Genomic DNA, 13,363 nt, shown 5'->3' with positions numbered 1-13,363 from the left:
CCCTTCGTGCCRTCGAGCGGGCGGATCGATGGGCCGAATCCCTGCTATAGCGAGAACTTATAGCCGTGGTTGGCGATATGATGAAACATCGAGAACGCGGCAGAGCTAGGATCTGGCATGCTTTCAGGCGGGATCGCAGAGGAATGATCGAGGAGGAATGCCGCAGACGCCACGCCGGAGAGCTTGCTTTACGGGGGTGGTTCACAAGCGGGATGAAGTGAAGATGCGAGCCTGGCTGCGCCGCTTCTTATGAACGGCACCAGTCGCAAGCCTATCAAAAACCTGGGAGGGAGGAATTCATGGTGAGAGGAATGTTGCTCGGTGCAGCGAGCCTGGTGATGGCGTTGGCAGGCGCCCTGCCGGCGGCGGCGCAGGAGGTGGTGAAGGTCGGCCTCATCTTGCCGATGACCGGCCCGTTCGCATCCACCGGCCGGCAGGTTTCCGCCGGCGCCAAGACCTTTATGGAAATGAAAGGGAACACTGTCGCCGGCAAGACCGTCGAGCTGATCATCCGCGACGACGCCGGCGTCGCAGACCAGACACGCCGCATTGCGCAGGAACTGGTCGTCAATGAAGGGGTGCAGGTGCTTGCCGGCGGTGGGCTGACGCCGCTTGCCATGGCGGTTGCCCCGGTCGCCACCCAGGCCAAGGTTCCCATGGTCGTCACGTCCGCCGGCACTGCGGCCATTACCAAGGCGTCGGAATTCATCACCCGCACTTCCGGCACTCTGCCGCAATATTCGCTTCCCGTCGGAACCTGGGCGGCTCAGAACGGCATCCGGAAGGTGGTGACGCTCGTCTCCGACTACGGCCCCGGCCTCGATGCCGAGAAGTGGTTCACCAAGGAATTCACCTCGAAAGGTGGCGAGGTCAGCGAGGCTGTCCGCGTGCCGCTCCAGAATCCCGATTTCGCGCCCTTCCTGCAGCGCGTGCGCGATGCCAAGCCGGATGCGGTCTTCGTCTTCCTGCCTTCCGGCGTCGGCTCGCTGTTCATGAAGCAGTTCGCCGATCGCGGCCTGGCGGAAGCCGGGATCAAGCTCATCGCCACCGGCGACGTTACCGATGACGACATCCTGAACAGCATGGGCAAGCCCGCACTCGGCACGATCACCGGCCATTTTTATGCGACGGCCCACGACAGCCCGGAAAACAAGGCCTATGTCGACGCTTTCGAGAAGGCCAATAACGGCATGCGGCCGAATTTCATGTCCGTTGGGGGATATGACAGCATGGCGCTGATCTATGCCGCGCTTGAGAAGACCAAGGGTGACACAGCTGGTCCGGGCTTTATGGAGGCGGTGAAAGGCCTCTCCTGGACGAGTCCGCGTGGTCCGGTCTCGATCGATCCGGAAACCCGCGACATCATCCAGAACATCTACATGCGCGAAGTGAAGGAAGTGGATGGCGAGCTGCACAATGTGGAGTTCGAGACCTTCGCAGCACTGAAAGACCCGGAAAAGGCAGAAGCCAAGTAGTCACCGGGATGGGCTGGCGAAGGAGTTCCTCGCCAGCCTGATTTGTTCCTGTCTTTCCTCGACTATCGGAAGGCGAGGCAGGATGCGGTTGCCAGTTAACGCTTGCCCGACCCAGAACGGCGGGCGCTTCAGAAGAAGAGCCAATGCTGACAATATTGTTCGACGGTATCGCGTACGGAATGCTGCTGTTCATTCTGGCCTGCGGGCTGACGGTGACGCTCGGTCTGATGAACTTCATCAATCTGGCCCATGGCGCGTTTGCCATGGCTGGAGGCTACATTACCGTCGTGATGATGAACCGTTACGGCATCTCGTTCTACTGGTGCCTGCCGGCGGCATTCCTGGCGACCGCCGTCATCGGAGCGATCCTGGAGCGGACGCTTTATCGCTGGCTCTATCAGGGGAGTCACCTGGACCAGGTATTGTTTTCCGTAGGCATCGTCTTCATGTCGGTCGCCGCCGCCGATTACTTCATGGGCGGGCAACAGCAGCTCATCAACCTGCCCCCCGAGCTTTCGGGGCGCATGGAAATCCTCGGGGCCGGGATAGGACGCTATCGGCTTTTCACCATCGTCGTCTGCGCCGTGCTTGCCGTGACTCTTCAGCTCATCCTTTCCAGGACGCGCTTCGGAAGCCGCCTTCGCGCCGCCGTCGATGACCGGCGCGTCGCGATGGGRCTCGGCATCAACGTCTCCTTCGTGTTCGCACTCACCTTTGCCTTTGGCTCCGGCCTTGCCGGCCTCGGGGGCGCCATGGGAGCGGAAATCCTCGGACTCGACCCGAATTTTCCGCTCACGTTCATGATCTACTTCCTGATCGTTGTATCGGTCGGCGGCACGTCGACCATTTCCGGCCCGTTCCTCGCGGCCATGCTGCTCGGCATCGCCGATGTTGCGGGAAAATATTACGTGCCGGCCATCGGCCCATTCGTGATCTATGCGCTGATGATCATCATGCTGATTATCCGCCCGAACGGTCTCTTCGCGCGGGGGGCCGGACGATGAACGCCATTTCGCAGGACGTCACGGCAATGACCGCATCTTCCGCCGCAACTGCGGAGGGTCGCGCGGCGAAATTCATGAAGCGGCGCAATCGCATCAGGTTCTACGAGATTTTGGTGTGGGTTGCGGCTGTAGCTGCGATCTTCGTGGCGCCGACGAAACTTCTGATCCTGACCGAGATTGCCATATTGGCCTTGTTTGCCGTCTCTCTCGACCTTGTGCTGGGCTTTGCCGGAATAGTTTCGCTCGGGCATGCCGCCTTCTTCGGGCTCGGCGCCTATATCGCCGGTCTCATTGCGCTGCATTTCATCGCCGAGCCTGTCGTCGGCCTGATTGTGGCGGGGCTTGCATCCGGTGTACTCGGGTTCCTCACGAGCTTTCTCATTTTGCGGGGCTCCGACCTGACACGGCTGATGACGACGCTCGGCATTGCGCTGATGATGGCGGAGGTCGCCAACCAGATGGCTTGGCTGACGGGCGGCGCGGACGGCCTGGGCGGCTTCACTGTCGGTCCGATCCTCGGCATCTTCGAGTTCGATCTCTTCGGGCGCAACGGCTACATCTACTGCCTCGTCGTCCTCTTCCTTGTTACCATGATCGCCAGACGACTGGCATTCTCGCCTTTCGGCCTCTCCCTCAAGGCGATCAAGGGCAATCCGATGCGCGCCGGCATGGTGGGCGTACCGGCGAGACGGCGCATCGTGGCCGTTTACACTTTGGCCGCCGTCTTCGCCGGCATGGGGGGCGCGCTGCTTACCCAGACGACCAGCTTCGTCTCTCCGGATGTGCTTGCCTTTCACCGGTCCGCCGACCTCCTGATGGTCCTCGTCATTGGCGGCACCGGGTATCTGTATGGCGGTATATTCGGGGCGATCATCTTCACGCTGCTGAAGGACTGGCTGTCGGTGGTCACGCCGCAATACTGGATGTTCTGGATCGGCCTCATTCTCGTGGCGATGGTGCTGACCGGCCGGGATCGGCTTGCCCGCTGGATCGAGTACCTGCCCGAGCGCTTCTCGAGGAAGGAGGCAGACCGATGACCGGCATCGTTCTCGAAACCAAAGGGTTGAAACGCCGCTTTGGCGCTTTTCTCGCCACCAACGACGTCAGTCTGAAGGTGGAGCGGGGTGCGCGCCACGCGCTGATCGGTCCGAACGGTGCGGGCAAGACTACGCTCATCAACCTGCTCACCGGCGTTCAGCCTCCATCCGAGGGGCAGGTCTTTTTGGAGGGTGAGGATATCACCTCGCTCGCCTCCTTCCGGCGTGTGAAACGGGGCCTGACCCGCACCTTCCAGATCAACCAGCTCTTCACTGACTTCACGCCGCTGGAAACCGCAGCACTGGCGATCGCCGAGCGCGAGGGCATCGGTCACAATCTCTGGCGGTCCATCACAGGTTACGGCAAGGTGGTGGACGAGGCGGCCGCCTTGCTCGATCGCTTCGGGCTTGCTTCAGTCATGGGGGAGCGGACGGGCACTCTTCCCTATGGAAAGCAACGGCTCCTGGAAATCGCGCTTGCCTTTGCCTCGAAGCCGCGCGTGTTGCTTCTGGACGAGCCGGCGGCCGGGGTGCCGGAAGACGAGCGTCATGAGGTTCTAGCGATCGTCTCCGATCTGCCTTCGGATGTCACTGTGGTTCTCATCGAACACGATATGGACCTGGTCTTCTCATTCGCCAGCCGCATCTCGGTGCTGGTGGCAGGCGCGATCTTCACGGAAGGCACTGTTGCGGAAATCTCCGCCGATCCGCGCGTCAAGGCCGTCTATCTGGGGGAAAACGTATGAGCGAACCCGTACTTGTTACGGAAAAACTGGTCGCGGGTTACGGAGAAGCGAGCGTCCTTTCGGCCATCAGTTTCAGCCTGTCTCAAGGCAAGACCTTGGCGCTGCTGGGCCGCAACGGTACCGGCAAGACGACGCTTGTGGATACGCTTGCGGGACTGACCACATATCACTCCGGAACGATCCGGCTGATGGGCCGCGACATCACCAAGCTTCGGGCCGACAGGCGCGCCGCTGCCGGCATCGGCTGGGTGCCGCAGGAGAGAAACATCTTCAAATCCTTGACCGTGGAGGAAAACCTGACGGCGATCGCGCGTCCAGGCACATGGTCGGTGGAAAGGGTCTATGCGATGTTCCCACGGCTCAAGGAGCGGCGCAGAAATCTCGGCAATCAGCTTTCCGGCGGCGAACAGCAGATGCTGGCGGTTGGCCGAGCGCTAATGGTCAATCCGAAACTTCTGCTGCTGGATGAGCCGCTGGAGGGGCTTGCTCCGATCATCGTGGATGAATTGCTGGCTGCCATCCGACGCATCGTCGAAGGGGAGGGGATGTCCGCCATCATCATTGAGCAGAAGGCACGTAAGGTGCTGCCGCTTTCGGACGAAGCGGTGATCCTCGACCGCGGGGCCATCGTCTATCGGGGCGCCAGCGCCGACCTTCTCGCTGACGAAACGGTACTCAGYCAGCATCTGGGGGTGGAGAAAGGCATCCGGCACTGATCGGCGAGCTTGCTCGCGCGGGCGCTGGATAAGCCGGGCGGGAACCAAGTGGGATCGCGGTGATTATTCCTTGAAGCATCCGGAAAGCTCCGGCCCTTGAGAGGAAAGTCCGCGATGACCTCGCAGATTCATATCAAGCACTATAAGGGGCCCGCCGGCGGCTGGGGCTCAGTTCAATCTCTCCTCCGCAATGCGGTTCGCAGCAGGACGCGTATTTCGACCATCGATGCGCTCCTGCGCCAGAACAAGCCGAAGGGCTTCGTCTGTGTGAGCTGCGCCTGGGCGAAGCCTGCCCATCCGCATCCGGCGGAATTCTGTGAAAATGGCGCCAAGGCAACCTTCTGGGAACTGACGACCAGGCGCGCCACGCCGGAGTTTTTCGCCGCGCATACCGTTTCAGAACTGCGGAATTGGGACGATTACAGTCTGGAAGCTGCCGGACGGCTGACGCATCCGATGCGCTATGACCATCTGCTCGATATCTACGAGCCTGTTTCCTGGGAAAGCGCCTTCGAGGAGATCGGTCGGGAGCTTAAAGGGCTCCGCGAAAGTGAGCCCAAGAAAGTGGTCTTCTATGCCTCCGGCAGGGCGTCGCTCGAAGCCTCGTACATGTACCAGCTTCTCGCCCGGCTCTATGGTAACAACAACCTGCCGGACAGTTCCAACATGTGTCACGAGACGACCTCGGTGGCACTTCCGGAGGTGATAGGCCAGCCGGTCGGCACGGTCAGGCTCGACGATTTCGAGGACGCCGACGCAATCTTCTTCTTTGGACAGAATACGGGTTCGAACAGCCCGCGTATGCTGCACCAGCTTCAGGAGGCGGCGCGGCGAGGCTGCGTCATCGTCACGTTCAACCCGCTGAAGGAGCGAGGGCTGGAGCGCTTCACCAATCCTCAGCATCCGATAGAGATGCTGACCGGCGGCGAGACGAAGATTAGCCATCGCTACTACCAGGTGAAGGCGGGTGGCGATATCGCGGCGGTGCTGGGGACTTGCAAGTCGCTCTTCGAGCGCGAAGCGGCGTCCGGCGGTATACTCGATTATGCCTTCATTGCCGAGCATTGCCACGGCTTCGATGCGTTCAGAGCGTTTGTCGAGGAGCAGTCCTGGGGCGTGCTCGAAAAGGAAGCCGGGCTCACGCGTGACGAAATGGAAGAGGCCGCCGCGATCTATGGCCGCGCCAATGCGGTGATGGCCGTCTACGGCATGGGGCTTACTCAGCACAGGCTCGGCGTGGACAGCGTTCAGATGCTGGTGAATCTACTGCTTTTGCGCGGCAATATCGGCAAGCCCGGTGCCGGTATCTGCCCAGTTCGCGGCCACTCCAACGTGCAGGGGCAGCGCACCGTCGGGATTGCGGAAAAAGCGAGCCTGGTGCCCCTCGATAGACTCGCCGAGCTTTACGGTTTCGAGCCGCCAAGGGAGGACGGCATGACGACCGTGGATGTCTGTCGCGGCATTCTCGACGGCGAGGTGCGCGCCTTCATCGGTCTCGGCGGCAATTTTCTGCGGGCGGTACCCGACACAGGGCCGATGGAGGAAGCCTGGCCGAGGATGCGGCTTACCGTTCAGGTGGCGACGAAGGTCAACCGTGGCCATCTCTTCAATGGGGATGTGGCCTATCTGCTACCCTGTCTTGGAAGATTGGAGAGGGACGAGCAGGCAACCGGTGCGCAGGTGGTGACGACGGAGGATTCCACGGCCTGTTTTCACGCTTCGAAAGGGCGCTATCAACCGGCAAGCGAGCACCTGCTCTCCGAGCCGAAGATCATCGCGGAACTTGCGAAATCAACGCTGCCAACCAATCCTCTCGTGCCTTGGGACGAATGGGTTGCGGATTACGGAAAGGTGCGGAATGCGATCGAAGCCACCTGGCCCGATATGTTTCAGGATTTCAACAGGCGCATGTGGACTCCAGGCGGTTTCGAGAAGCCTTTGCCAGCCCGCAAGCGTGAATGGAAAACCGAAACGGGCAAGGCAAACTTCAAGGTTCCAAAGGCGCTTTCGGCAAGCTTCGACAGCGGCACGCAACAGAATGTGCTGCGGCTTATCACACTCAGGAGCAACGACCAGTTCAACACCACCGTCTATGGTTATCGCGACCGCTTCCGTGGTGTCGAAGGCACGCGCATGGTGATTTTCCTCAATCCGGCGGACATGACGCGGTTCGGCATATCAGAAGGCGCCGACGTGACGGTGGAAACGGTTTCTACCGACAACGTCGCGCGCTCCATTTCCGGTCTTCGGGCGGTACCCTACGATGTGCCGCAGGGTTGCTGCGCAGCCTATTATCCGGAATGCAATGTGCTGGTCCCGCTCTGGCAGCATGCGGAAAARAGCAAGGTGCCGGCGGCGAAATCGGTACCGGTGCGGATAGCTGCCGCCGGAGAAGGAAAAGATGAAGCAAAGCTCGGGAGGTCAGTCGTCTCATGATTATCCGGTCTGGAAGCTGTCTCTGCGGCAAGGTCAGATATGCCGTCAGGGATGCCCCGCTGAGGTTAGGTCTTTGCCATTGCGCCGACTGCAGGAAGGAAAGCGGATCGAGCTTCGTGACCTTCGGCATCTGGCCACGCCAGGCCTTCGAAAGCACGGGGGAGGTGAAGTATTTCCATGGACGCGGCTTCTGCCCCGAATGCGGGTCGCGCGTTTTCAATGCCGGCGGAGGCGACGAGGTGGAAATCCGTGTCGGCTCCCTGGACATGGCGCCGACGGATCTCGAGCCGACCTATGAAATATGGGTGAAGCGTCGCGAAAACTGGCTGCAGCCGCTGCCGGTTCAGCAATTCGATGAAGACCGGACATGATGCCATGTCGCCAAACAGCCTGATCGAAAAGGCGACCACCATCGCGTCCGAGGCGCATCGAGGCCAGTCGAGCAAGACCGGCGAGCCGTTCATCGAGCACGTTCGGCGTGTCGCGGAGAGCGTGAAAGGGGATGACGAAAGGCTCGTCGCCTGGCTCCATGATGTCGTGGAAAAGGGCTCCGGCTGGACACTCGACCGGCTGCGGCGGGAAGGTTTTCCGGAAAGGATAGTCGAAGCGGTCGATGCCATGAGCAAGCGCGATGGAGAGGATTATTTCGCCTTCGTGCGGCGTTCGATCGCCAACCCGCTCGCCCGGCCGGTGAAGCGGGCCGACCTGACCGACAATCTTTCGCAAACGCTCCGGATGGGCGGCGATGGCTCGAAATTCACCGAGGGCTTGCGCATTCTCAGGCAAGAATATCCGGAACCTTGAGCTTTTCCTGCCGTTCGTTTGACGAAGCATGTCCCCGTTAAGCACAGGAAGGATCGCTTATGGAACTTCGGTCGCAAGTCGCTCTGGTAACGGGCGCCGGCTCCGGTATCGGCAAGGCAGCCGCCGTCAAGCTTGCCGCGGCAGGTGCGAAGGTGGGCGTGCTCGGGCGAACCAGAAGCGAGATCGAGAAAACTGCCGACGAGATCAAGCGGGCAGGCGGTGAGGCCTTGGTGCTCGAAGCAGACGTTTCGGATGAAGCCGAGATGCGCGAGGCGCTGGAGAGACTGGCGGGCGAATTCGGACGGCTCGATATCGTCGTCGCCAATGCAGGCATCAACGGGGTCTGGGCGCCGATCGATGATCTGAAACCGGAGGAGTTCGATCAGACGATCGCGGTCAACCTGCGCGGTACCTATCTCACCTTCCATACGGCTGTGCCGCATCTGAAGAAACAGGGCGGTTCGGTGGTGGTCGTATCGTCGATCAACGGCAATCGCAGCTTCAACACGCCGGGTGCCACGGCCTATGTGGCAACCAAGGCGGCGCAGGTGGCGATCGTCCAGCAGCTCGCACTGGAACTCGGCAAGCATGGAATCCGCGTCAATGCCGTCTGTCCGGGCGCGATCGATACCAATATCGACGACAATACGATCTTGCGCGCCGGAAAGGAAACCGCCGTGCCGGTGCAGTTTCCGAAGGGCGATATTCCGATCACGGGTGGGAGGGCAGGGGAGAGTGAAGATGTGGCCGAGGTCATCCTGTTTCTCGCCTCGGAGCGTTCGAGGCATGTGACCGGCGCTCCCATCTTCGTCGATGGCGGGCAAGGCCTGCTCAGATAATTTCCATTCCACCTGAAACGCTCTATCGTGGTGCATTKCCATTTTTCCGGAGCGTCCATCCATGTCATCGCGCCTGCCGACCGAACGAGCCCCGCTCATTGTCATCGATCTCCAGACCGAAATGTTCGATGGTGTTGCCGAGCCGCCGGTGCACGAGGCCGATGCGCTTGCCGTCCGCGTTCGCGGGCTCATCGACTGGGCAAGACGCGGTGGTCGCAAGGTCGCCTTCATCCGTCATGACGGGCCGGATGGCGATCCGCTTGCTCCCGGCGCACCGGGCTGGCCGGTCTGGCCGGCGCTCGGCCAGGGAGATGACGAGCCGACCTTCGGAAAGAGCGTGGGCGATGCCTTCAGCAATCCGGACTTCGCGAGGTGGGTCGACGACCAGCAGGCTGGCGAGGTTATTCTCGTCGGCGCGCAGAGCGACTTCTGCGTGGCGGCGACGGTCAAGGGCGCGCATGCTCGCGGATTGAAGGTCACGGTTGTCTCGGATGCGCACAGTACCGTGGATCAGCCGACAGAGGCAGCCGAGAGGATCATCGCGCGCAAGAACGCGGAGTTCGAAGCCGCCGGCGTCAACCTGTTGTCCACGCAGGCTTTTGCCAATTCGCCGGCTAAGTAACCGGAGTGAGTTCGAAGCGTCTGGTGATGCCGATTGCCTCCAGAAACATCTCGTCATGGCTGACGACCATCAGTGCGCCGTCGTAGGCGCGCAATCCCGCTTCGACCGTCCCGATCGAATCGAGGTCGAGATGATTGGTCGGCTCATCGAGAATGAGCAGGGAGGGTGGATGTGGGCCGCCGAGAACGCAGGCCAGACCCGCTCGCAGCAGTTGCCCGCCCGAGAGGCTTCCGGTCGTTTGCAGAGCGGCATCCGCCCGAAACATGAAACGGGCCAAGGCTGCGCGACAGGCGTTCTCGTCCGCATCCGGATTGAGCAACCGAAAATTGTCGCGGATGGAAAGGGAGGTGTCGAGCAGGCTGACGCGCTGGTCGAGCATGGAAAATGGCACCATCACCCGCACGGCGCCTTCGAAGGGCTGCAGCGCTCCTGTGATGAGCGACAGCAGCGTCGTCTTGCCGGAACCGTTCGGTCCCGTAACGGCCAGCCGCTCCGGCCCGGTGATTTCCAGCGAAAGGTGGCGTAATACCGGCTGCTCCTGCGAGTAGCCGGTCGTTATATCGTCGATCCACAGCACCGTCTTGTTCGCGGGTAATCCCGTCGGCGGCAGCTTGACGGAGAACGGTTGAAGGATCTCGATCTTCTCCCGCGCGGCGGCGACGTCTTCCAGGGCACGATCTTGCCGGCGTTCGGCAAGACGGGCATTGTCGCCACTCGTGTTTTCCGCCCGGCGCCTCAGTCCGCCCGCAACGATGCGCGGCATGTCGCCCTTGGCCGCCTTCTTGCGTCCGACACTGTCCCTGCGCGCCTTGCGCTCGGCCCGCTCCTGCGCGCTGCGTATGACTTCCGTCACCCGCTTTTGTGTCTCCGCCAGATCGTGTTCGGCTGCGGCAAGTTCCAGAGCCTTGCGCTTGCGATAAGCGCTCCAGTTGCCGCCATAGCGGCTCGCCCCCAGTGTCGTGAGCTCGATGATGGCGTCCATGGTTTCCAAGAGTTCCCGATCGTGGCTGACGACGATTGCGCCGCTGCACCAGTCGGCGAGGAGGTCGATCACCGCCCGCCTGCCACCACGATCGAGATTGTTTGTTGGCTCGTCGAGTATCAGGAATTGCGGTTCGGCAAAGATGGCGGCGGCAAGAGCGGCGCGGGTACGCTGGCCGCCCGAAAGGGCGAGAAGCGGGGTGTGGATTTCTGCATCCAGACCGATCCGCGCGAGCGCCGAGGCCATGCGCGTTTCCAGCGTCCAATCCGCCGAGGTCAATTCCTCGGCTGTTGCCTCGCCCTTTTCGGCGCGGCCAAGCAAGGCAAGCGCATCGCGCACGCCGAAGAGATCGGCGATCGTCGCCTCCGGCGAAACCTGAACGCTCTGGTGCAGCACATGCAAATTGCCCGATACGGATACCGTGCCGGAATGCGGTGCTAATTCGCCGGTAATCAGCTTCAGAAGCGTGGTCTTTCCGACGCCGTTGCGACCGACCAGGCCAGCACGTTCAGCGCCGAAGCTCAATGAAAGATCGGTGAAGAGCGGCCGGCCGTCAGGCGTGGACCAGGAAAGATCGGAAAGAGTTATGGATGCAGGCATGGATCGGCAAGTTCCCAATGGCAAGGCGAAGCGGCTTTGCTGTCGGGGTGAAATCCATGATGCGTCACATCCTGTTGAAACTGCGGATGAACTCTACATATGGCGTCAAGGCGCCGGCTTCAAGCCTGGCGGAGGGGTTCAGGCGCGCTCCGCCCAGACCCTCGCAAGTTCGACCAGAGTCTTGACTGCCTTTTCCATATCCTGCCGGCTCACCCATTCGAGCGGCGAGTGGAAGGCATGGCCACCGGCGAAGAGATTGGCCGTAGGCAGCCCCATGAAGGATAGCCGGGAGCCGTCCGTGCCGCCGCGGATACTGCCGCGCACCGGCTGCATGCCTGCGCGTCGAATTGCCTCGATAGCGWTTTCAACGATTTCTGGATGACGGTCGAGGACCGTTTTCATGTTCCGATACTGCTCCTTGACCTCGAAAGTGAAGGAGGAGCCCGGATAGGCCGTCATCACTTCTCTCGTGATCCGCTCGAGCAGGGCCTCCTTCTCGGCAAGGCCCTGTTCGGTGAAATCCCGGATTATGAAGCTCAGGCTTGCCTTTTCCATCGAGCCGCGGAGATCGGTCGGGTGAATGAAGCCTCCCCTGTCCTTGGTGGTTTCGGGTGCGATCTCCTTCGGCAACCGATCGATGATCGCGCCGGCGATCTTGATCGCGTTCTCCATCTTGCCGAAGGCGAAGCCCGGATGAATGGCGACACCCTTGATGGAGATTTCCACGCCATCGGCGGAGAAGGTCTCATCCTCGATCGTGCCGGCGGTTTCACCATCGACAGTGTAGCCGAATTCGGCGCCGAGCTTGGTGAGATCGACCTTGTCGACGCCGCGGCCGATCTCCTCGTCGGTGGTGAACAGAATGCGGATCGTGCCGTGCTCGATATCCGGATTGTTCATGAGAAACTCGGCCGCTGCCATGATCTCGGCGATGCCTGCCTTGTCGTCGGCGCCGAGCAGTGTCGTTCCATCGGTCGTGACAATGTCGTTGCCGATCTGGTTCAGAAGTTCCGGGTGGTCACTGACACGGATGATCTGTTCCGGATCGCCCGGTAGGCGGATGTCGCCGCCCTGGTAGTTCTTCACGACCTGTGGCTTCACGCCGGTACCGGTGAAATCCGGCGCGGTATCCATATGCGAACAGAAGCAGATGATCGGCACCTGCTTGTTCGTATTGGAAGGAATGGTCGCGTAGACATAGCCATGCTCGTCGAGATGAGCATCGGAAAGGCCGATCGCCAGCAGTTCCGCCACCAGAAGCCTGCCGAGCGCTTTCTGCTTTTCGGTCGAGGGCTGAGTTTTCGACCGTGCATCGGATTGGGTATCGATGACGGCATAACGGAGAAAACGGTCGAGAACGCTATCGGTCATTGTGAAATCCGGGACAAAGGACGAGAGCCCGGACCTTAGCGGGAAGAAGAGCCCGAGTGAATGACAATCTGGTCGCGTCTGGCGAAGGAGCCTCACCAGCGGAGCAGCCTCGGGCCGACGAGTGCACCGATCAGGCCGGTCACCAATATCCCCAGCGAGTACCATATCAGCACGAAGGGCATGCCGTTCTCGGTGCAGAACCAAGAATAGACCCAGGCGCCCGCCGCACCCGAGGCAATGCCGGCAATAAAGCCCGCGAGCTTGAGATCAGTCGGTGCGGCACCGCGAAGAACCCAAAGGTTCGCCGCAAGCATGGGAAGGGCGAAGGCCAGGATCAGAAAAGGGCAATGCAGCGCCGACGATCCGAAGATGAGGATCGGATAAGCTTCTCGGGGAGAAGACAATAGCTGCATGGTGGCAACCACGGCCATTGCGGCCACGATCAGCGCGGCGATACGGAAGAATCGTCCTTGCGATCCGTCAGGACGGGCAAGATGATGAGCTGTGATGAAGGCGGCCAGTGCAAGCAGCGCGTTGTAGGCGGATTTGATCCAGAAGGCCGGCAGCATCACTGCTTGAGCCATGTCGACGCGCAGTCCCAGGATCGCCAGCATGAGGACAAGCGAAACGGCAAGCGCCGGAAGTACGCCCAGGGCAAACCGGCGTTCGAACGCGCGGCGCGGCGTGGGCCGCAAGTCGCGCACGAGAGCCTCGATCATGTCATCCGTCCG

At 61.2% G+C, this 13,363-nt stretch carries 13 protein-coding genes; 10 read left to right on the top strand and 3 right to left on the bottom strand.

What is annotated here, in order from left to right:
- The first annotated feature begins 299 nt into the window (after positions 1 to 299).
- From LCM4573_RS10670 to LCM4573_RS10625, 10 genes are all read left to right on the top strand, one after another.
- Entirely contained in the window at positions 300 to 1,475 is a 1,176-nt protein-coding gene (locus LCM4573_RS10670) for an ABC transporter substrate-binding protein (RefSeq protein WP_071006240.1), read from the top strand.
- Between the two features lie 143 nt (positions 1,476 to 1,618).
- Positions 1,619 to 2,479: a branched-chain amino acid ABC transporter permease gene (locus LCM4573_RS10665; RefSeq protein ID WP_071006239.1), complete on the top strand. Its 861-nt coding sequence runs from the start codon at positions 1,619 to 1,621 to the stop codon at positions 2,477 to 2,479.
- A gap of 26 nt (positions 2,480 to 2,505) precedes the next feature.
- Positions 2,506 to 3,516, top strand: coding sequence for a branched-chain amino acid ABC transporter permease (locus LCM4573_RS10660; RefSeq protein ID WP_244505297.1), 1,011 nt, complete (start codon positions 2,506 to 2,508; stop codon positions 3,514 to 3,516).
- On the top strand, positions 3,513 to 4,262 hold the full coding sequence (locus tag LCM4573_RS10655) for an ABC transporter ATP-binding protein (RefSeq protein ID WP_071006238.1): 750 nt from the start codon (positions 3,513 to 3,515) through the stop codon (positions 4,260 to 4,262). The genes LCM4573_RS10660 and LCM4573_RS10655 overlap by 4 nt, the downstream gene beginning before the upstream one ends.
- On the top strand, positions 4,259 to 4,978 hold the full coding sequence (locus tag LCM4573_RS10650; protein ID WP_071006237.1) for an ABC transporter ATP-binding protein: 720 nt from the start codon (positions 4,259 to 4,261) through the stop codon (positions 4,976 to 4,978). Before LCM4573_RS10655 ends, LCM4573_RS10650 begins: the two co-directional genes overlap by 4 nt.
- A 114-nt stretch (positions 4,979 to 5,092) precedes the next feature.
- Positions 5,093 to 7,414, top strand: coding sequence for an FdhF/YdeP family oxidoreductase (locus tag LCM4573_RS10645; protein ID WP_071006236.1), 2,322 nt, complete (start codon positions 5,093 to 5,095; stop codon positions 7,412 to 7,414).
- Entirely contained in the window at positions 7,411 to 7,785 is a 375-nt protein-coding gene (locus tag LCM4573_RS10640) for a GFA family protein (RefSeq protein WP_046796117.1), read from the top strand. Before LCM4573_RS10645 ends, LCM4573_RS10640 begins: the two co-directional genes overlap by 4 nt.
- A gap of 4 nt (positions 7,786 to 7,789) precedes the next feature.
- Positions 7,790 to 8,218, top strand: coding sequence for an HD domain-containing protein (locus LCM4573_RS10635; RefSeq protein ID WP_071006294.1), 429 nt, complete (start codon positions 7,790 to 7,792; stop codon positions 8,216 to 8,218).
- Between the two features lie 59 nt (positions 8,219 to 8,277).
- A complete protein-coding gene (locus LCM4573_RS10630; protein ID WP_071006235.1) occupies positions 8,278 to 9,057 on the top strand; it encodes an SDR family NAD(P)-dependent oxidoreductase in 780 nt (259 codons plus the stop codon).
- 61 nt (positions 9,058 to 9,118) lie between these two features.
- Positions 9,119 to 9,679 (top strand): isochorismatase family protein, encoded by a 561-nt coding sequence (locus LCM4573_RS10625; RefSeq protein WP_071006234.1) that lies wholly within the window; start codon positions 9,119 to 9,121, stop codon positions 9,677 to 9,679.
- On the opposite strand, the gene LCM4573_RS10620 is transcribed toward LCM4573_RS10625, so the two are convergent.
- The 3 genes from LCM4573_RS10620 to LCM4573_RS10610 form a co-directional block, all read right to left on the bottom strand.
- Positions 9,672 to 11,261 (bottom strand): ABC-F family ATP-binding cassette domain-containing protein, encoded by a 1,590-nt coding sequence (locus LCM4573_RS10620; protein ID WP_071006233.1) that lies wholly within the window; start codon positions 11,259 to 11,261, stop codon positions 9,672 to 9,674. The genes LCM4573_RS10625 and LCM4573_RS10620 overlap by 8 nt on opposite strands.
- 138 nt (positions 11,262 to 11,399) lie before the next feature.
- On the bottom strand, positions 11,400 to 12,632 hold the full coding sequence (pepT, locus tag LCM4573_RS10615) for a peptidase T (RefSeq protein WP_071006232.1): 1,233 nt from the start codon (positions 12,630 to 12,632) through the stop codon (positions 11,400 to 11,402).
- 92 nt (positions 12,633 to 12,724) lie between these two features.
- Positions 12,725 to 13,351 (bottom strand): DUF1109 domain-containing protein, encoded by a 627-nt coding sequence (locus LCM4573_RS10610; RefSeq protein WP_407071727.1) that lies wholly within the window; start codon positions 13,349 to 13,351, stop codon positions 12,725 to 12,727.
- Between the last annotated feature and the right edge of the window lie 12 nt (positions 13,352 to 13,363).

This window comes from Rhizobium sp. LCM 4573 (genome assembly GCF_001854865.1).
Classification (GTDB): domain Bacteria; phylum Pseudomonadota; class Alphaproteobacteria; order Rhizobiales; family Rhizobiaceae; genus Neorhizobium.
The sequence above is the reverse complement of the archived record's forward strand: the minus strand, read 5'-3'. Positions and strand labels throughout refer to the sequence as shown.

What these genes read in the sequence shown, in the direction of transcription:
- LCM4573_RS10670 (WP_071006240.1), top strand. Translation starts at nt 300, where the DNA reads ATGGTGAGAGGAATGTTGCTCGGTGCAGCGAGCCTGGTGATGGCGTTG.
- LCM4573_RS10660 (WP_244505297.1), top strand. Translation starts at nt 2,506, where the DNA reads ATGACCGCATCTTCCGCCGCAACTGCGGAGGGTCGCGCGGCGAAATTC.
- LCM4573_RS10655 (WP_071006238.1), top strand. Translation starts at nt 3,513, where the DNA reads ATGACCGGCATCGTTCTCGAAACCAAAGGGTTGAAACGCCGCTTTGGC.
- LCM4573_RS10640 (WP_046796117.1), top strand. Translation starts at nt 7,411, where the DNA reads ATGATTATCCGGTCTGGAAGCTGTCTCTGCGGCAAGGTCAGATATGCC.
- LCM4573_RS10635 (WP_071006294.1), top strand. Translation starts at nt 7,790, where the DNA reads ATGTCGCCAAACAGCCTGATCGAAAAGGCGACCACCATCGCGTCCGAG.
- LCM4573_RS10630 (WP_071006235.1), top strand. Translation starts at nt 8,278, where the DNA reads ATGGAACTTCGGTCGCAAGTCGCTCTGGTAACGGGCGCCGGCTCCGGT.
- LCM4573_RS10625 (WP_071006234.1), top strand. Translation starts at nt 9,119, where the DNA reads ATGTCATCGCGCCTGCCGACCGAACGAGCCCCGCTCATTGTCATCGAT.
- LCM4573_RS10620 (WP_071006233.1), bottom strand. Translation starts at nt 11,261, where the DNA reads ATGCCTGCATCCATAACTCTTTCCGATCTTTCCTGGTCCACGCCTGAC.
- LCM4573_RS10610 (WP_407071727.1), bottom strand. Translation starts at nt 13,351, where the DNA reads ATGATCGAGGCTCTCGTGCGCGACTTGCGGCCCACGCCGCGCCGCGCG.